Source organism: Mycobacterium sp. RTGN4, assembly GCF_033804635.1.
Classification (GTDB): domain Bacteria; phylum Actinomycetota; class Actinomycetes; order Mycobacteriales; family Mycobacteriaceae; genus Mycobacterium.
Genome location: NZ_JAPZLB010000001.1, coordinates 41,429 through 59,973 on the forward strand (window position 1 = coordinate 41,429; position 18,545 = coordinate 59,973).

Sequence of the window (18,545 nt, forward strand, 5' to 3'; positions counted from 1 at the left end):
CGACGCGCTGTCCGATCATGCTTGCCATGCCCGATGTCTTCTCGATCGCCTTCGTCTTCCTCGCGTGCGTCGCTCTCGTGGCGGGCTTGGCCCGGCAGTTCCGCCGCCGCTCACCACACCGTGCGCAGTGTCTGGAGGCCTCACAAGCGACCTGCTGCGCGGTGGCGATCGGCACCGTGCGCACCGTCACCGGTCCGATCATCGTCGACGTCGAGAGCGTGTCGGGACAGCGTTTCATGGGCCGGCTGCGGCAGTCCTCGGACGATCCGGCGGTGGCTGGGCTGCGGCCGGGAGTCGTGTTGCTGGTGGCCTTCGATCCCGATGCTCGAGAACGACTTTCGTTGGCCGACGACATCGCGGCAGTCCGATCGGCCTTCGACCAGATGCTGGTGCGCAAGGGGCTGGTGACCACAGACCAGCTCGCGTTGATTCGGCACGGCACGCGGTCACACGGCGTGGTGACGGCGATGCGGACGACGGGTGAGGCGCGCGAGGACTATCGGGAGGTCGAACTCGATCTGATGGTCAGCAGGCCCGAGGGCGGCCAGTTCCCCGCACACGAAACGGCGCTAGTGCCTGCGTCCGCGCTGGCCGAAGTGACGCCGGGAAGCGTGGTGGATGCGTACTACCGACACGGGGACGAATCCGCGGTCGCTGTGTGTGTGCCACCGAATTGAGTGATCACCGTGCCCCGTCCACGCTGAACGTCACCAGCGCCGCCCAGTAGATCGGACTCGCCTCGGAGGCTCCGTCGCGCCACCGGCGCATCTGAGCCCGTTGCCAGGCATTCACTGCGCAGCCCGCGTCCGCGGTCTGGTGGGCGTCGTCCACTGCGATCACGGCCTCGGCCATGGGGTCCCCGGACGGCGATGGTGCGAACTGCCGGTAGCCCGCGGTCGTCGGAAGTGACCACAGGGTCGCCGTGACGAGTTGGGCACCTCCGAGGACGATGGCAGCCACCAGACCGGTGGCCTCGTCGAAGCGATAGTCGCCGCCAGATGCACACGCCAACAAGGCCACCCGCGGCGGCATGGCCAGCTGCAGCGACATGACATCCGAAGCGGTGAGCGGGCGTTCGTCGGCCACGTGTAAAGCAGCCTGGGCGGCGTGTCCGGGGTCAGTGGCGGTGGCGTGGCCGACGAACAACAGTCGACTCGGGCGGTCGGCGAGCATCGCGGCCAACCACGACCAATCCGCATCCGTACGGCGAAACAACTCCACGGCGGCAGCAACGTTGGGCCACACCGCAGTACGCGCCGTCAACTGTCCGAAGTGCTGCGCCAACACCGTTTCCGGGTTCGGGCGGCCCAAGACCGAACCAAGGGAGGAGTCAGCGCGCTGGTTGGGTACTCGGGGATCCAGCACCAGCAGCGGCGGCCGATCGGTTCGGGCAGCCCACGCGACGGGTGACCGTTGGCCGTGCACGATGTTGGCGGGTACCGCCATCAACACCTCGACGAGCTCCATCAGGCGGTAGCCCTCCGTCATCGAATGGATGTCGTTGCTGCCCCACGGAATTTGGGCCGGCGTCGGACCTTCCTGCGTAATGGCCGCTACTCTGGCCCGCACGATCTCGTCCGCGGCGGGTCGAACCGTCGGCACGGCGAGCAGGCCCCACGGCACCCGTGCCAGCCGCGCACTCGGCGAGACGAACAACAGCGCTCTGGGGGATGCGACGCATGCAAGCAGCAGCTGCCAGGCCGATTCGGAGATGAGCAGCACGCCCAGCCGATAGGCCAGCGTCAGTTCGGTGACCTGCATCGCGAACGGTCCCGTACCCAGCGCGCGGGCCAGGGCGTCGGTCACCGATTCACCTGGCTTCGGCTCTGGCAGCGCGTCGGCGAGTTCAGCGAGGGCGGCGAGCAGCAGCGGTTCCTCCACCACCCACGTGATGGTCCGCGCTGGCTGGCCGACGATCCGCAGACTGCCGTAGGTTGCGGTCCCGACGTCGGCGAACCGCAGCACCAGGGTGTCCCGTGGGCTTGATTCGGTCAGGGCCACGTGGACCAAGGGGCTTCGGCCGCGGTGACGGGCTGGCCGTACCGCTGACGCGCGAGTTCGCGGTACTCGGCCAGCACCGGTCCGCCCGTCGGATCCATCTGCAAAGGCGGCAGCGGGCCGAGTCTGGTCAACGACCGCCCGCGCTCAGTCGAAAGCCCGCCTGCGACCATGGCTAGTTCGTCGGCATCGACCATCGGCGCGGGTGCCGTTGCGACGCGGGAGAATTCGATGCCGCCGTCTGCGGGCAGGTCCGTGCTGAACGTTCCACGCGCGCTGTGATATTCGACCAACGCGCCCACCATCTCGTGGTTCTCCGACTCCCACGCCACTGCGAACGCCCCGGCGAGCAGTCGCGCAGAGACACACGTCGCCCACTGCGACCTAGCCTCGGCGTCGACGATCGAATAGCGCACCGAGTCGACCGCCAGCGCGGCGGGCACCTTCAACTCGGCCGCCTTGGCGAGCTTCGCCAGCCCGCTGCGATAACTCGGGCTTCCGGGTTCGGCGGAGGTGACGCCCAACGACTTCCGATAACGCGCTTCCGCCTCTGGCCAGTCTTCGTCCGGGTCGCCTGCGCCGTCGAAACCGAGGTCAGCGAGCGCGTCGGCGCGCCAAACGGTGCCGAGGTGATCGTCGAGCCGCGCGTAGGCCAGCCAGCTGCTTCGGGGTGAGGCATCGAGGCAGCTACGCGCCTGCTCGACCATGTCAATGGCGTCTTGATACCGCCCACGTAAGATCGCAATCCAGCTGCGCTGCAATAGAATGCGGTGGATGTGCAGCGGCTTTCCGAGCTCCCTCCAGTGCCGCTCGGCGTACTCCCAGCACTGGTCGGCCGCCTGCAGGCCACCCGCGGCAAGCCGCGTCAAACCCATGTAGAGCCAGCACCGCGACACGTCGTCGGCGCGGGCGTAGCGGTGGATCACCTTGTAGGCCTCGGTGACCAAATGCTCTGTGCTCAGGTGGTCACCGATCGTCCAGCTGGCGGTCGCTCTTTCCAACTGCGTTCGCGCCATTGCCAACTCCCACCCACGGGCGTCCGCACGGGCACCCGCCCGACGCAGCCAGGGTTCCGCCTCCTCACGGCGGCCCGTTTCAATGCAGAACCTCGCGTACCCAAGCGCACCATTCACCCAAAGTCGATCGGCGGCCTCACTGCCACCCGATGACTCGCCGATGTCGTCGACCACCCGCTGCCAGAGGGGCCCCGAGCGGACGTACATGTCGTCGTCGCACAATGCGGTCGCGCACACCAGGCGGGCGTAGGTCTTGAGGTAGTCGAACTCATCGGCGAGGTCGGCGAACTCCGATTCCATGCCGTCGAGGTGGCTGATCGCGGCGGCCGCGCCATCGTGGTCGCCCATCGCGGCGGCGAGCCCCACTTCCAGAAACTGTGCTCGACGGGAGTAGCGGCACATCATGTGCCGGACTTCCGCATCGCCGAAGCGCGATTGCGCCACCACTTCGGGGGTCGCCGTCCCATCCTGGATCGACGCGTAAATGGCCAGGCAGTCGCGGATCCGGCGGACGGCTTCCCGAGCGCCGTCGTATGCGGTTCTGACGAGGTAGAGCTCGCCGAGCTGAGCGAGCACCTCGAGCATGTGATCGTCACGGTCGGCCACCTCGACTTGAGGTATCAGCGCGAGCAGGAGCTCCTTGGCGGCCACCTCGTCATCGGCGAAGGCGAGCTGGCGGGCCCGCTCCAGGTCACCGGGGATCGACACGGCTGCATCATAAGTCGGGTTCCGGGGACGTGAAGAGCAAAGGGGGCGGGCGACGCCGAAGCGGCGGGCGTGTATGGCACGCCCGCCGCCCCCCGAGTGGCCCGTCAGCTGCAGGTCACCTTGATCTCGAATTTCTTCGTGATCATGCCCGACATCGGGTTCTTCATGTCGGCACCCACGGCGTCTCCGGTGATCGTGTAGTTGTTGCCGTCGACGGCAACGTCAGCCGATCCGGTCGACGCGCCGCCCATCGACGCGACGGCAAGGGCGTTGCCGTCGACGACCAGTGCCACCGACTCGACCTTGGGGGTGGCCTCGTCGGTCATCACGACGCCGAGGCCCTGCTGGCCGCCTGCCGATCCACTCGCGACGTTGATCTTGCCGCCGGCCTTGACGCAGGTCACCGAGTTCAGATCGACGCCGGCGAGGTCCTGGCCCTCCACCTTGACCGAGGTGCTGCCGCCGGTACTGACGCCGGGGGCGACTTGGGAAGTCCCGGAGCCCTTCGCCGCAGTGCTCGACGAGGACGAGGTGCCCTTGTCGTCGGAACAACCGACCAGTACGGCAGCGGCGGCAACCAGGCCGATTCCGCCAACCAGAACCCGATTCTTGGCAATTCCCATTGAACTGTCCCTTCGTTTCCGCGTCGCCCCGATGGCTCCGTCGTGAGATGAGTACAGATGGCCGGAATTGCTACCGATCCCAACTATCGGCGGGAGTACCGTTGGCGAGGTGTCCGATCCCGAGCCCGACGCGCCCGCCTCTGACGAGGTAAAGCCCGACGAAGCGGCGCCAGCCGCGCTGCCCGCTGTGGTCACCCCCGCGCCGGATCCGACAGTCACGGTCACGCCTACCCCGGTTGCACCGGCCGAGACGGGCTACACGCCCGACGGCGTGCCGACGTTCGACTATGCGCGCGAGAAGATCGAGACTCGTTACGGCACCGCGATCGGCGCGGCCGAACTGGCGGCGGAAACGCCCGAGGGACGCACCGTCGAAGAACAGTACGAGGCCCGCCAACGCGCGGCGGCCGAGAAGTTGGAGCAGATCCGCGCGTCCATGCGCGACGAACCCGGCCAAGCCTGAGCGGTGCGCTCCTTCTCCGTCGACGAGCGGCGGGCCCGGTTGGCACGTCGCCACCTCCTTGTCGAAGGCACCGGTCGCCACGTCGCCGACGTCACCCACGAGATGGTCGGCCTGCACGCCACCGACCCGGCGACGCCATATCTGTCGCTCTGGGCCAGGATTCCCGGGTTCCGGGTCGCGGACCTCGACACCGCGCTCTACGAAGCCAAGACAGTGGTCAAGCACCTCGCCATGCGGCGCACGCTCTGGGTGGTCAGCGCAGGAGACTTGCCTGCCGTGCAGTCTGCGGCCAGTGACCGCGTCGCCGCCAACGAACGCAAGAAGCTGATCGCCGACGTGGTGGCGGCGGGCATCGCCGCCGACGGTGACACCTGGCTCGCCGCGGCATCGACCGCCGTGCTCGCCCAGCTCGCCGAACACGGGCACGCCAGCGCCCGAGAACTGCGCTCAGCACTACCCGAACTGGCCGGAAGCTACGACCCGGCGCCCGGAAAGCGTTGGGGCGGGACAACTCCCGTCTCCCCCCGCGTGCTCACGGTGCTCGCCGTCCAAGGCCATCTGGTCCGCGGCCCCAACGAGGGCACGTGGACGACGTCCCGACCACGATGGGTAGCGTCGGCCCAGTGGCTCGGCTCAGCCTTGGACACGGTGGATCACGACGCCGCCCGCGCCGCGCTTGTCGGAAACTGGTTGCGGGCGTTCGGACCTGCCACGGTGAACGACGTGAAGTGGTGGTTCGGGCACACCCTGACCTGGGCACGGGAGGCCTTGCGGGACGTCGGCGCCGTCGAGGTGGACGTGGACGGCACGTCGGGGTACGTAATGCCCGACGACCTCGAACCCGAACCGAAAGCCGAACCGTGGTGCGCCCTGCTGCCCGGGCTGGACGTGACGACGATGGGCTGGCAGGACCGCGACTGGTATCTCGGCGCGCACAAGGGTCAGGTGTTCGACCGCAACGGCAACGGCGGCCCGACGGCGTGGTGCAACGGGCGGATCGTCGGTGGCTGGGGTCAGGATGCCGACGGACGCGTCGCCGTGCAATTACTCGAGCAGCTCGACGCCAAATCATCGAAGGCCTTGTCGCGCAAGGCCAATGAGCTAACCGAGTGGTTGAACGGGGTACGGGTCAACGCGCGGTTCCCTTCGCCGCTTTCGAAGAGCGCCGGCGGTTAGGCGCTGACCTTGCGCCGCTTCTTCACAGGCGCGGGCGACGGCAGCATCTCGGCGAGGAACTGACCGGTGTAGCTCTCCGACACGGCGGCGACGTCCTCGGGGGTGCCGGTGGCGACAACCGTGCCGCCGCCCCCTCCGCCCTCGGGCCCCATGTCGACGATCCAGTCGGAAGTCTTGATCACGTCGAGGTTGTGTTCGATAACGATGACGGTGTTGCCCTTGTCCACCAGGCCATTGATCACCAGCAGCAACTTGCGGATGTCCTCGAAGTGCAGGCCGGTGGTCGGCTCGTCGAGCACGTAGACGGTGCGCCCCGTCGACCGCTTCTGCAGTTCGGCTGCGAGTTTGACGCGCTGTGCCTCACCGCCGGACAACGTGGGTGCCGGCTGGCCGAGTCGCACATAGCCCAGCCCGACGTCGACGAGCGTCTTGAGGTAGCGATGGATCGACGAAATGGGCTCGAAGAACTCGGTGGCCTCCTCGATGGACATGTCGAGCACCTCGGAGATGGTCTTGTGCTTGTAGTGCACTTCGAGGGTTTCCCTGTTGTACCTCGCGCCGTGGCACACCTCGCATGGCACGTAGACGTCGGGCAGGAAGTTCATCTCGATCTTTATGGTCCCGTCGCCTGAGCACGCTTCGCAACGGCCGCCCTTGACGTTGAACGAGAACCGCCCGGGTTGGTAGCCACGCACCTTGGCCTCGGTGGTGGCGGCGAAGAGCGTCCGAATCTTGTCGAATACCCCGGTGTAGGTCGCCGGATTCGATCGTGGGGTGCGCCCGATCGGGGACTGGTCGACGCGCACCAGCTTGTCGACCTGGTCGAGTCCGTTGATCCGGGTGTGGCGGCCAGGGACCTGGCGGGCGCCGTTGAGCTTGTTGGCCAGCACCGACGCCAGGATGTCGTTGACGAGCGTGGACTTGCCCGAGCCGGAGACTCCCGTCACCGAGGTCAACACCCCGAGCGGGAATGCGACGTCTATGGTGCGCAGGTTGTTCTCCCGCGCGCCGATGACCGTCAGTTGACGCTTGCGGTCGATGGGCCGACGGATGGCGGGCACCTCGATGCTTTCCTTACCGGAAAGGTAAGCGCCCGTGATGGATTCGGGGTTGGTTAGCAGATCCGCATAGGTGCCGCTGTGCACGATGAGCCCACCGTGCTCCCCCGCCGCGGGACCGATGTCGACCACCCAGTCGGCATGGGCGATGGTGTCCAGATCGTGCTCGACGACGATGAGCGTGTTGCCGAGGTCCCGCAGTCGGACCAGGGTGTCGATGAGCCGCCGATTGTCCCGTTGGTGCAGCCCGATCGACGGCTCGTCGAGCACGTACAGCACCCCTGCGAGTCCTGAGCCGATCTGCGTGGCGAGCCGAATGCGTTGCGCCTCACCGCCGGACAGCGTGCCCGCCGCCCGAGACAGCGTCAGGTAGTCGAGGCCGACGTCGAGCAGGAACCCCAGCCGCGACTGGACTTCCTTGAGTACCTGGCCGGCGATGGCGTGCTCGCGCGTGCCGAGGGTCAGCGCGTTCAGGAATTTCGAACAGTCGGCGATCGACAGTTCACAGACCTGCGCGATGGACTTCGGGTCATCCCCCGCGGCCAGCGTGACGGCGAGAATCTCCGGTTTGAGCCGGGTGCCCTCGCAGACCGGGCACGGCACGTCGCGCATGAACCCGTCGTAGCGTTCCTTCATCTGCTCGGACTCGGTCTGCTCCATGCGGCGATGCAGGAACGCCATCACGCCCTCGAAGTCCGCGTAGTACGAGCGGGTGCGCCCGTAGCGGTTCTTGTAGCGGACGTGCACCTGCTCGTCACAGCCCTCGAGAATTGACTTGCGCGCCTTCGCCGGAAGCTTGTTCCACGGGGTATTGACGTCGAATCCCAACGACTCGCCGAGGCCTTCGAGCATGCGCGTGAAGTAGTCCGCGGTGTGGCCCATGGCCCACGGTGCGATGGCGCCCTCGGCGAGGGTGAGTTCGGGGTCGGGCACGACGAGGTCGGGATCGACCTCCTTGCGGATGCCGAGGCCCGCGCACTCGGGACATGCGCCGTAGGGCGAGTTGAACGAGAACGACCGTGGCTCAAGGTCATCCACCGCAAGCGGATGCCCGTTGGGGCAGGCCAGCTTCTCCGAGAAGCGCTGCTCGCGATGGGGCGAGTCCTCGGCTTCGTCGACGAACTCCAAGACCAGGATGCCGTCGGCGAGGCCGAGCGCCGTCTCGACCGAGTCGGTGAGCCGCTGCTTGGAGGTGGCCTTCACCGAGAGCCGGTCGACGACCACCTCGATGTCGTGCTTCTCCTGCTTCTTGAGCTTGGGCGGATCGGTGAGCGGATACACGACGCCGTCGATGCGGACGCGGCTGTAGCCCTGCATGTTGAGCTTCTCGAAGAGGTCGACGAACTCGCCCTTGCGGGTGCGGACGACGGGCGCCAGCACCTGGAACCGCAGGCCCTCCTCCATGGCGAGCACCTGGTCGACGATCTGCTGGGGTGTTTGCCTGGCGATCTTCTCGCCGCATACCGGGCAGTGTGCGGTACCGGCGCGGGCGTAGAGCAGGCGCAGGTAGTCGTATACCTCGGTGATGGTGCCGACAGTAGAACGCGGGTTGCGATTGGTGGACTTCTGGTCGATCGACACCGCAGGCGAAAGGCCCTCGATGAAGTCGACGTCGGGCTTGTCCATCTGTCCGAGGAACTGGCGGGCATACGCCGACAACGACTCGACGTAGCGGCGCTGGCCCTCGGCGAAGATCGTGTCAAACGCCAGCGATGACTTGCCGGAACCCGACAGACCCGTGAATACGATCAGCGAGTCGCGCGGCAAATCTAGATCGACGCTTCGAAGGTTGTGCTCGCGGGCACCCTTGACGATCAGGCGGTCAGCCAACTGTTACTTCTCCTGTTCCCGCCGGTTCGATCCTCATAGAACGCTCTCCGAACCCATGCTATGTCGCACCTCCGACAAGCCCGCTACCGTGGCGAGCATGACCGTCGTCGATGACAACTACACAGGCCATGTCGAGCCAGGCACTGCCGCACGCCGCGTCCTGCCCGGTGCGTCCATCGTGAAGACTTCGGTGGGCCCGATGGATAACAACGCTTACCTCATCACCTGTTCCCGGACGGGCGACTCGCTACTCATCGATGCGGCGAATGATGCCCCCATTCTGCTCGACGTCATCGAACAGCACGCGCCCAACCTCACTCTGATCGTCACCAGCCACCAGCACGGCGACCATTGGATGGCACTCGAAGAGGTGGCCAAGACCACGGGCGTCCCCACCGCGGCTCACGCGCTGGACGCCGAGCCACTGCCTGTCACGCCGGACCGGATCCTCGCCGACGGAGACACCATCACGGTCGGTGACCTGGTGCTCGACGTCATCCACCTGCAGGGTCACACCGAGGGTTCGGTAGCGCTGGCGCTCAGCGGCCCCGCCGCCGGCGACGCGGTCCAGCTGTTCACCGGCGACTGCCTGTTCCCTGGCGGCGTCGGCAAGACCTGGAAGGACGGCGACTTCGGACGGCTACTGAACGGGGTGACGACCAAGGTGTTCGACGTCTATGACGACTCGACGGTGGTCTATCCCGGTCATGGCGACGACACCACGCTCGGGACCGAGCGGCCACACCTCGAGGAGTGGCGCAAGCGTGGCTGGTGACGTCGTCGCGAGCTCGGCGTGCAGATGGGCTTGGTAGCCCCGTCAGGCCCGGTTCAGCTGGTGTGGACGATCAAGACGTCGGACTTGGACCGACGCGCGACGTTCGCGGGCACCGACCCCAACAGGCGGCCGGCGATGGTGCTCAGGCCCACGTTGCCGACGACGAGAAGGTCGGCGTTGACCTCCTCGGCGAGATCGACGAGCGCATCGACGGGAGCGCCGACGATGGCCTTCTCCTCGATGTTCTCCGCACCTGCTGCGTGGGCACGGTCCTTCGCCTCACGCAGAATGGCGTAGATCGGGGCATTGCCCGACATCTTGTAGCCCTCGTCCTTGAGGACGTCCGCGGCCCGTGCATCCTCGCTCTGGGGGAAGTAGGCCGTCGCTACGACCAGCTTTGCTCCAGAGCCGGCGGCAATCTGGGCGGCCCGCTCCACCGCACGCAGCGACGAATCCGAACCATCCGTGCCGACGACAACGGTCTGATAGCCGCTCATTCATGCCCTCCAAGTGTTGATTTCAAGGCCATCGCAGACAGTAACCCGTCCCGCACCACCGGGGGTGCGATTCGCTCGGATGGCACGCTTTCGGTCGGCCCTGATCCTAACCACAACGGGCCTGCTCATCGGGCCGTTCGTGACCAATGAAACGACGATTTCGTGCCGAGTGGTGGATCGCAGCGCACCAACTCGCGTGACGTAGGTCATGTTAGCGGGTGAAGCAGCACCAAAATTACTTGCCACCAAACGTTTTCGAAATCTCGGTCAGTCTGTCCGATGCCTCGGGTCGAAATTGGACGTCGCGGATTCCTGCACGGTGACCGCAAAGTCGGTGTCGGAGAACGTGTAGCGGTACCACGGTTCGTCGTCACAACGTCCGAGTTGGTGCCGGAGATTGCTGAACGCCCCATAGACGGTGCGATACGGCTGCCCGATGAAGTGCTGAAGGATCTCCTTCCAGGTGCGGGGCGCCTCGCGGATCAACGCCGCCATCGCCGCCGTCAGTTCCTCCTCCGACAGCACGACGACGTCCGCCGGCGGGTCGCCGAGTTCGAACACGGTGCTGCGGTCGAAGTGCGAGCGCTCGAACTTGGGACTGATCGGGATCGTGCAATCCAGCCCGATCTTGGAAGCGGTTCCCGGCGCGGCGTCCTCGGCGATCATCGGATCGACGGTCATGGTGTTGCCGTTCGACAGCGTCACCGTGTCCAGGTGTGGCATGTAGCGGAACGCCATCGCGAACTGCACGGCGTTGTCATCCCAGATGTCGACGTCCTCGTCGAAGACCATGGCGATCTTGGGCAGCCCCTGCTTGGAACAGGTCAGCATCACACCGAGCGCCTGCTTCGAGTCGCCCGCTCCCCTCGTCTTGATCTTCGCGTAGGCGATGTTCGACAACCCGCCCAGTGGCGCGCGCACCTCTTTGACGTCGATTCCGGCCATGGCGAGCCCGCCGTACAGATCGGACTCGATCATCGGCAGCTGCAGCATGTTGTCGGTGTACCAGGGGTGCAGGCCGCCGATCGTCGCGTGTTGGAAGATGCCGCCCTTGCGGAACGTCATCGCCTTGACGACCGCCCGGAAGTTGGCCTTGATCCCGCCGCCGTACATCCCGGTGAACTCGCCGTACGGGCCCTCGTCGTGGGTCAATCCCTCGGTCGCCATCAGTTCGCATTCGATGACGATCTCGGCGTTGGCAGGGACCAGAAGGTCGATGGTCTCGCACTTCACCAGCTTCGCGGGATGGCCGTAGAAGCTGCCGAGCACCTCGAAGTCATCGGTGCCCGGCGGGACGCCGGTTAGCGCGGCCACCTTGTCCACCAGCGGCCCGCCAAGCACGATCGCCAGCTCGAGGTTGTGCCCTTTGGCTTGTGCCGCTTGGGCGTTCAACCGCGCACGGTGCGACGTGCACGTCATGTCGAACAGCTTCTCGTTCTTCGTCCGGAACATGCTGCGGTAGATGCCCCAGTCGTAGACGCCGGTGTCCGGGTGCTTGCTCACCACCATGTTGTCGTTGGTGTAGGCGTGGCCGTCGCGGTCGTGGTGCAGGAACAGCGGTAGCCGGGTCAGGTCGACGTCGTCGCCAGTGAGGATGACGTCCTTGCACGGCGCGGTGTCGACGACTTCGGGCTTGATCCGGCCCTTGCCGAGTTCGACCATCCGACGGCCGGTCTCGCTCTTCTCGCAGCCCAGCGCCCAGGCCGTTTGGTCCTGATTGGAGTATGCGTTGGCGAGGAACTGAAACTCGCAGTCGGTGACCTTCTCCACGAGCACCGCCGTCAGCGGGTTGGCCTCCATCACCGCCGGGAGTTCGTCGACCCGTTTCTCCTCCTTGACGCGGACCAGGAGGCCCGCCTTCTCCATGTCGTCGACGAAGTCGCTGAGGCTTTGTTGCGGCACGGTGCGTCCTCTATTCGAATGCTGGTGCGACGTCGCCGGTCTCGACGTAGTCGCGCAGATGATGCAGCAGCACGCCCCAGGTGGTGTTGCACTTGCGGAAGTTCCCGTGCGTGCCAGGCCAACCGGAATGCTGGAGTTCCAACAGGGTTCGGTTGTCGGCGGCGGCGATGGTGAAGGTCGCCGTGGTGCCCACCGAATCGCCGGGCCCACGGGTGCATCGCCAGACCACGCGGCTCGGGGCGTCCGATGCCGTTACCTCCCAACCGAACTCGGGGTGGTCGGCGAAGGAGAACACCCACTCGGTACCGACTTCACCGCTTCCGGTGACCGTGGGGTTGTGCCAGCCCTTGACACCCGCCTGCGTCGTCAAGGCCTCGTACACCCGCTCGGGCGGGGCGTCGATCCTGAGCTCGTGGTCGATCTCGGGCACGTGCTCTCCTACCTGTCGTCGAGTTCGGGAAAGTCGTAGTCTCGCCATCCGGGTACGTCGGCGACCTCGACGACGCGTCCGCCGTGTTCCTCCAACGCCGGCCCGCACACATCGCCGACCTTCTTGATCACCGTGCCGTAGGGGTAGGTGGCGTCGATGCCGATCGCCGATCCGGTGCGCTGATCCGCTGGCAACGACTCGTCGGCCGTCGGGTCGAGCGGTCCGCCGGGCAGGCTGTCCACGATGATGACGTCGCGTGCCGGCTGGGTACGGAAGGCCATCGCCCACTCGACCTGTTCCGAGTCGTGCACGTCGATGTCGGGGTCGACCACGACGACCATCTTCGGTCGCAGGTTGCTACCCATGGCCGAGAGGATCGCGCTGCGGGCCTCGCCGGAATAGCGCGGCGCCATGGCGATGACCAAACGAAAGTAGACGCCGCCCGATGGCGGGATCGCCACCGCCGTCACGGTCGGAAACTGTTGGCGGAACATGTCGTAGAACGACGCCTCGAACGACAATTGCTTGAGGATGTGGTTTTCGGTGGTGGGCCTGCCAGTCAGCAGCGCCTGGAAGTACGCGCCGTTGCGATGGGTGATGGCGGTCGGCCGGACAACGGGTTTCGGTGACGCGGGCGTGTAGTAGCCGGTGTACTCGCCGAGCGGCCCCTCTACGACGGTCTGGGTGTAGTCGACCTCGAACTCGATGACCACCTCGGCGTGCGCAGGCACCGAAACGTCGTTCGTACGGCACTTGACGAGTTCGACGGCCTGGCCGCGCATGCCGCCGACGACCTCCCAGTCATTGGTGTCCTCTGGAACCTGGATCGGGCACGAGTAGGCGATCATCGGGTCGACGCCGATAACGAGCGCTGCGCGAAACGTCTTGTGTCCCATGCGTTGTGCCTTGGCCTGATTCTTCGCGAACCGGTGATTGGGGATCGCCATCAGCGTCATGGTCTTGTCGTCGATGATCTCGCAGCGGTAGTGGCCAATGTCCGGGACGCCGGTCTCAGGGTCGTGGCTGACCACGAACCCCGAAGTGATGTACGGGCCGCCGTCGTCGGGGCTGTAGCGCGGGACCGGCAGGATCGACAGGTCGATGTCGTCGCCCAGGATCACGTTTTCGTGCACCGGACCGTCGTCGACGTACGTCGGCGGAATGCGGGTCTTCAAACGTGTCACGATGTCGTCGAAGGCGCTCTCCCCGGTGCAGCCATAGGCGATCAGCGCCTTGGCGTTCGAGTTGTAGATGCCGCCCACGAGCGGGAACTGGGTGCCGTTCTGCTTGAACACGACAGCGGGGCCTGCGACCGAGGCGCTCTTGCGCATGGCCTTGGCGACCTCGAGTTCCAAGGCGACGGGACGGTCGACGTCGATGAGCTCACCGGCCGAGCGCAACGCGTCGAGGAACTCACGAAAATCTTGGAACGGCACAGTGGGATGCCCCATACTTCCAGCGTGAAGGTGGCCAGCAAATTCAAGATGTACCGTGCCACATCCTTGCAGGCAATGGAACAGCGGCACGCGGAGTTCGATGACTGAGCGCAAGGACGCGTTCCGAAAGTTCGCGCTGGACCTGTATGGCATCGAAGGGGTCGGGCCTGCCTCGGTGTTTCTTCAGGAGCGCAGCGGAGTCGACGTCAACGTGCTCTTGCTGGCAGCCTTCGTCGGTTCGGCCCGCGGTCTGTCGTTCACCACCGAGGACTTCGAGTCGATCGAGTCCACGACGCGACCGTGGCAAAACGACGTCGTCGGCCCACTGCGCGCCGTGCGCGTGCGCCTGAAGAACGCTGCCCCGAACCCTGCGGCGGCGGAACTGCGCGACCGGGTCAAGGCAATCGAACTCGACGCCGAGCTGATCGAGGTCGATGAGTTGTGCACATTGGCGACCACACTCACCACGACCGCGGCCCCTGGGGACGCCGAACAACGCGCGATGGCCGCGATGGTGGTCGTCGCACACGAATCCGCAGGCCGCGAACCCAACCACGATGAGCGCACCGCCCTCGCGGTAATCGCGTCGGCTGCAGCACGATTCGGCAAGGAGTGAGCTCATGAGACGTCTCATCGTCGCCATCACCGGGGCGTCGGGGGCAATCTACGGCGTTCGTGCCTTGGAACTGCTGCGGTCCGTCGAGGACGTCGAGACCCACGTCATCATCACACCGTCGGCGCATCGCACCATTGCGCACGAGACCGACTACGCCCCCGACGACGTACGCGACCTCGCCGACCAACATCACCACCCCCGCGACATCGGCGCCGCGCTGTCGTCCGGCTCCTTCCTCACGACGGGAATGCTGGTGGCGCCGTGCTCGGTGAAGACACTCAGCGGAATCGCCAACTCCTACAACGAAGAACTGGTCGTGCGGGCGGCTGACGTGTGCCTGAAGGAACGGCGGCGCGTCGTGCTGATGCTTCGGGAGACGCCCCTGCATGCCGGCCACATCGAGCTGATGGCTAGGGCGACGGCCAACGGCGCCATCATCATGCCGCCCGTCCCGGCGTTCTACGCGCTGCCGCGATCGCTGGAGGACGTGGTCGATCAGACGGTGTCTCGGGCGCTCGAGTTGCTGGACGTGGCGATTCCGGGTATCAAACGTTGGGATGGAAGCTCAGTTGCGCCCGACGAGTAGTTGAACCGTGGCACTGTCCCCCGGGCCGGTCCGCGGCGAACGCGTCGGCCCCGCATCGTCGGCTACCGCGGGCAAACTGGATCCGGCTGCCGTCGCGGCGTTCGCCATCGCGGTCAGTGCTGCTGGTTCCGCACGGCCGTCGTTGTGGTTCGACGAGGCTGCGACGATCTCGGCGGCCTCCCGTTCACTGCCCCAACTCTGGCGCCTGCTCGGCAACATCGACGCCGTGCACGGGTTGTACTACCTGCTCATGCACGGGTGGCTGACCGTGTTCCCGGCCACCGAGTTCTGGCTTCGGCTGCCAAGTTGCCTCGCGGTCGGACTGGCCGCCGCCGGTGTCGTGGTGCTCGGAAAGTCGTTCTCGAGTCGCACCGTGGCGGTGGCAGCGGGTATCACCTTCGCGATCCTGCCTCGGATCACTTGGGCCGGAATCGAAGCCAGGTCGTATGCCCTTTCGACGGCGTGCGCGGTCTGGCTCACGGTGCTCGTGGTGGCGGCAGCCCGGCGGGACCGGTCGCCGTGGTGGTTCGCCTACGCCGTGGGCCTGATCGGTGCGACGGTGCTGAACCTCTTCGCCATCCTGATCGTCTTGCCCCACCTGATCGCGGTGACGGTCGGTGCGGCGAAGCGTGTGACGGTCTGGCGCTGGGCCGGATGGACTGTTGGCGCAATGGTGGTGTTGGCGCCGTTTGCGTCGTTCTGCCGTACGCAGCGCGCGCAGGTGCGGTGGATATCACCCCTGCACCCCGGCACGCTGCTCGATATCGGGTACCAGCAGTACTTCGACCGCAGTGCGGCCTTCGCGGTCGTCGCTGCGCTACTGCTCCTGATGTGCCTGCTCCTCCGCCGGTTCACGTTGCTGGACATGGGAACTCGCCAGCTGGTTGCGGTCTGCACGGCGTGGATGGTGCTTCCGACGCTCAGCCTGGTGTGTTACTCAGCGGTCGCGGAGCCCATCTACTACCCGCGCTACCTCTGCTACACGTCCCCCGCGGTCGCCCTGCTGCTCGCGGTCTGCATGGCGGCGCTCGCGCGCACCCGCGAGCGGGTCACCGTGCTGCTGGTTGTGCTGGCGCTGGCCGCTACGCCGAACTACGTATTCAAACAGCGTGGGCCATATGCCAAGGAGGGCATGGACTTCAGTCAGCTCGCCGATCTCGTCACGGCCCGCGCCGCTCCCGGCGACTGTCTGATCCTCGACAACACGGTGACATGGCTGCCCGGCCCCGTCCGCGCGCTGAAGGCCGCCCGACCTGCGGCCTACGCAAAGTTGGTCGACCCTGGCCGCGGGGCTCGCGCCGCAGACCGAAACTGGCTCTGGGACAGACACATTGCGATCTGGGCGGTGAAAGATCAGGTCCAACGCTGCACGGTGTTATGGACCGTTTCGGATCGAGACCCCACGCTGGCCGGCCACGACGCAGGCCTCGGGCTGGATCCAGGTCGGCGGATGCGCAGGGCGCCGGCCTATCAGGTCCCCGAACGGATGGGTTTCCACATCGTCGAACGCTGGCAGTTCAACTTTGCGCAGATGACCAAGTCGACGCGGTAATACTCAATTCGTCCGCTTCCCGCTCCCGAAGTAGAGCTCTTGAGTCGCGATGCACACGAGTTGCCCCGACCGGTTGTACATCGTCGCGCTGGCCAAGCCGCGACCATGTACACCGCTGGGCGACACCTGGTCCGACAACACCCAGTCGGAGAGGTCGATGGGCCGGTGGAACCACAGCGCATGGTCGATCAGCGCGTTGAAGGTCGACACGGGTGTCGTCCGCCGCATGGCCAGCGCCGTCTCCAGCATCGTCGTGCCCGACACGTAGGTCAGTAGACAGCTGTGCAGCACCGGGTCGGCGGGCACGGATTCGGTTGGCCGCCACCATAATCGGATCCGAGGCGATGGCTCCGGCTGCTCCATCGCAAGCCGTGGAGGCAGGTCCACGTAACGCAAGTCGAACGGATGCGCGCGGACCCAGTGGCCGCGGTACTCGTCGGCGTAGTCGCGCAGTTGCTCCTGTACCGGTGGCAGCGTCTCGGGATCCGGCACGTCGGGCATCGCGACCTGATGGTCGGAGTCGTCGACGTCCGTACTGAAGGAGGCCAGGGCTTCCAGCAGCACCTCACCCCGCTGGCGGGCGGTGACCTTCCTGGTCGCCAACGTGCCGCCGTCACGGGCGCGTTCCACGTGGAAATCCACCGGCAGCCGCGCATCTCCTGCCCGCAGGTAGTAGACGTGCGCACTGTGCGGCGTACGCCCCGGCGCCGTCATGCTGGCCGCCATGAGCGCTTGTCCTGCGATGTGGCCGCCGACGATGTGGTGAGCGGAATTGTCCAGCTGGGCTGCGACGAAGGTTTCGTCGTCGATCCGGTCGACGTGAAGGGCTGCGATGATCTCGGACAGCGATGGGGAACTCTGACTCACCCAGGCATCATGCCGTAGCGCCGAAACTCACCAGCCTCCGAGGCGACCCGCCGGCCGCGTCGGAAGTAGGCGCCGTAGAAACGATGCCTTCCTCAATATGCGAGCGAGTGACGGGATTCGAACCCGTGTAAACGGCTTTGCAGGCCGGTGCCTAGCCACTCAGCCACACCCGCGTTGTCAATGACAATGCCACCGCGCCGAGGGGGCCGCCATGGTTCGACTCGCCGTGATCACTAACCGTCGTCGCGAACCCGCGTGACCGCGCTAACTTGTCCGCATGAATCAGTGGCTGGCGGACCCGCCATTTTTCGGTGGTCCGGGTCAAGGGACGCGTCAGCTCATCGAATTGTTCGTCGCATTCGCGCTGACCGCACTGATCGGCGTGGAACGCGAAATTCAAGGCAAGAGTGCGGGGCTGCGCACCCAGACCATCGTCGGTACCGCAGCCGCGCTGATCCTGCTCGTCAGCAAGTACGGGTTTCAGGACGTGCTCGTAGACGGTCTGGTGGAGGTGGACCCGTCGCGGGTCGCGGCCCAAATCGTCTCGGGCATCGGCTTTCTCGGTGCAGGCATCATCATCTTTCGGCGCGGCTCGGTACACGGGCTCACCACGGCGGCGGCCGTGTGGGAATCAGCCGCGATCGGCATGGCTGCGGGTGCCGGGTTGTTTCTGCTGGCATGCACCGTCACCGCCATGCACTTCCTGATCGTGCTTGGCTTTCTGCCCGTGGCCCGGAGGCTGGCAGACCGGCTCAATGGATCGGTCAGGTTGCACGTCACCTACCGGGAGGGTGGCGGGACCTTGATCAGTCTGCTGCAGGCCTGCGAGCGGCGGCAGTGGCAGCTCACCGAACTTGCCGTCGACGCGGCGGGCGAGCCACTCGGCGCTGCGCCGGGCCAGTCCGGCGTCGAACTCACGATCTCCGGCCCAGGCGTCTCGAGTGCTCCCGCCACCCTGGCGGCCATCGACGGCGTGACGACGATCCGGCAGCTCGACGACGATCCCGACTGA

At 66.2% G+C, this 18,545-nt stretch carries 17 protein-coding genes and 1 tRNA gene; 8 read left to right on the forward strand and 10 right to left on the reverse strand.

Annotation, left to right across the window (positions count from 1 at the left end):
• Nucleotides 1-26: 26 nt before the first annotated feature.
• The gene (locus tag SLQ30_RS00185; protein ID WP_319444843.1) at nucleotides 27-677 is read left to right on the forward strand and encodes a hypothetical protein; all 651 of its coding nucleotides are present in this window, start codon (nucleotides 27-29) and stop codon (nucleotides 675-677) included.
• A 4-nt stretch (nucleotides 678-681) separates the two neighbouring features.
• On the opposite strand, the gene SLQ30_RS00190 is transcribed toward SLQ30_RS00185, so the two are convergent.
• The 3 genes from SLQ30_RS00190 to SLQ30_RS00200 form a co-directional block, all read right to left on the reverse strand.
• The gene (locus SLQ30_RS00190) at nucleotides 682-1,995 is read right to left on the reverse strand and encodes a CHAT domain-containing protein (RefSeq protein WP_413467911.1); all 1,314 of its coding nucleotides are present in this window, start codon (nucleotides 1,993-1,995) and stop codon (nucleotides 682-684) included.
• Nucleotides 1,992-3,722, reverse strand: a complete 1,731-nt coding sequence (locus SLQ30_RS00195; RefSeq protein ID WP_319444845.1) for a hypothetical protein — start codon at nucleotides 3,720-3,722, stop codon at nucleotides 1,992-1,994. The genes SLQ30_RS00190 and SLQ30_RS00195 overlap by 4 nt, the downstream gene beginning before the upstream one ends.
• A 104-nt stretch (nucleotides 3,723-3,826) precedes the next feature.
• Entirely contained in the window at nucleotides 3,827-4,345 is a 519-nt protein-coding gene (locus tag SLQ30_RS00200; RefSeq protein WP_319458302.1) for a lipoprotein LpqH, read from the reverse strand.
• A 178-nt stretch (nucleotides 4,346-4,523) separates the two neighbouring features.
• On the opposite strand from SLQ30_RS00200, the gene SLQ30_RS00205 reads away from it, so the two are divergent.
• Both SLQ30_RS00205 and SLQ30_RS00210 read left to right on the forward strand, forming a co-directional pair.
• A complete protein-coding gene (locus SLQ30_RS00205; RefSeq protein ID WP_413467912.1) occupies nucleotides 4,524-4,808 on the forward strand; it encodes a hypothetical protein in 285 nt (94 codons plus the stop codon).
• Nucleotides 4,809-4,811: 3 nt separating this feature from the next.
• Nucleotides 4,812-5,984: a winged helix DNA-binding domain-containing protein gene (locus tag SLQ30_RS00210; protein ID WP_319444846.1), complete on the forward strand. Its 1,173-nt coding sequence runs from the start codon at nucleotides 4,812-4,814 to the stop codon at nucleotides 5,982-5,984.
• Here SLQ30_RS00210 and uvrA read toward each other — a convergent pair.
• Nucleotides 5,981-8,872, reverse strand: a complete 2,892-nt coding sequence (gene uvrA / locus SLQ30_RS00215; protein WP_319444847.1) for an excinuclease ABC subunit UvrA — start codon at nucleotides 8,870-8,872, stop codon at nucleotides 5,981-5,983. The genes SLQ30_RS00210 and uvrA overlap by 4 nt on opposite strands.
• 97 nt (nucleotides 8,873-8,969) lie before the next feature.
• Between uvrA and SLQ30_RS00220 the strand changes: the two genes are divergently transcribed.
• Nucleotides 8,970-9,647 carry an MBL fold metallo-hydrolase gene (locus SLQ30_RS00220; RefSeq protein ID WP_319444848.1) on the forward strand — a complete coding sequence of 226 codons (678 nt, stop codon included), beginning with the start codon at nucleotides 8,970-8,972 and terminating at the stop codon, nucleotides 9,645-9,647.
• Nucleotides 9,648-9,700: 53 nt separating this feature from the next.
• Here SLQ30_RS00220 and SLQ30_RS00225 read toward each other — a convergent pair whose 3' ends face one another.
• From SLQ30_RS00225 to SLQ30_RS00240, 4 genes are all read right to left on the reverse strand, one after another.
• Nucleotides 9,701-10,144 (reverse strand): universal stress protein, encoded by a 444-nt coding sequence (locus tag SLQ30_RS00225; protein WP_319444849.1) that lies wholly within the window; start codon nucleotides 10,142-10,144, stop codon nucleotides 9,701-9,703.
• 267 nt (nucleotides 10,145-10,411) lie between these two features.
• On the reverse strand, nucleotides 10,412-12,046 hold the full coding sequence (locus SLQ30_RS00230) for a UbiD family decarboxylase (RefSeq protein ID WP_319444850.1): 1,635 nt from the start codon (nucleotides 12,044-12,046) through the stop codon (nucleotides 10,412-10,414).
• Between the two features lie 10 nt (nucleotides 12,047-12,056).
• Nucleotides 12,057-12,476, reverse strand: coding sequence for an SRPBCC domain-containing protein (locus SLQ30_RS00235; protein ID WP_319444851.1), 420 nt, complete (start codon nucleotides 12,474-12,476; stop codon nucleotides 12,057-12,059).
• An 8-nt stretch (nucleotides 12,477-12,484) separates the two neighbouring features.
• Nucleotides 12,485-13,927: a UbiD family decarboxylase gene (locus SLQ30_RS00240; RefSeq protein WP_319444852.1), complete on the reverse strand. Its 1,443-nt coding sequence runs from the start codon at nucleotides 13,925-13,927 to the stop codon at nucleotides 12,485-12,487.
• 85 nt (nucleotides 13,928-14,012) lie between these two features.
• On the opposite strand from SLQ30_RS00240, the gene SLQ30_RS00245 reads away from it, so the two are divergent.
• From SLQ30_RS00245 to SLQ30_RS00255, 3 genes are read left to right on the forward strand one after another with little or no spacing between them, the layout of a single operon-like run.
• The gene (locus tag SLQ30_RS00245; RefSeq protein WP_319444853.1) at nucleotides 14,013-14,528 is read left to right on the forward strand and encodes a TIGR02444 family protein; all 516 of its coding nucleotides are present in this window, start codon (nucleotides 14,013-14,015) and stop codon (nucleotides 14,526-14,528) included.
• A gap of 4 nt (nucleotides 14,529-14,532) precedes the next feature.
• Nucleotides 14,533-15,114: a UbiX family flavin prenyltransferase gene (locus SLQ30_RS00250; protein WP_319444854.1), complete on the forward strand. Its 582-nt coding sequence runs from the start codon at nucleotides 14,533-14,535 to the stop codon at nucleotides 15,112-15,114.
• 7 nt (nucleotides 15,115-15,121) lie between these two features.
• Nucleotides 15,122-16,666 carry a glycosyltransferase family 39 protein gene (locus SLQ30_RS00255; RefSeq protein WP_319444855.1) on the forward strand — a complete coding sequence of 515 codons (1,545 nt, stop codon included), beginning with the start codon at nucleotides 15,122-15,124 and terminating at the stop codon, nucleotides 16,664-16,666.
• Between the two features lie 3 nt (nucleotides 16,667-16,669).
• Here the strand turns inward: SLQ30_RS00255 and SLQ30_RS00260 are convergent, their stop codons facing one another.
• Complete coding sequence (locus tag SLQ30_RS00260) at nucleotides 16,670-17,533, reverse strand: acyl-CoA thioesterase (RefSeq protein ID WP_319444856.1); 864 nt, start codon at nucleotides 17,531-17,533, stop codon at nucleotides 16,670-16,672.
• A gap of 102 nt (nucleotides 17,534-17,635) precedes the next feature.
• Nucleotides 17,636-17,706, reverse strand: a tRNA-Cys gene (locus SLQ30_RS00265).
• 104 nt (nucleotides 17,707-17,810) lie between these two features.
• On the opposite strand from SLQ30_RS00265, the gene SLQ30_RS00270 reads away from it, so the two are divergent.
• Nucleotides 17,811-18,545 (forward strand): MgtC/SapB family protein, encoded by a 735-nt coding sequence (locus SLQ30_RS00270; RefSeq protein WP_319444857.1) that lies wholly within the window; start codon nucleotides 17,811-17,813, stop codon nucleotides 18,543-18,545.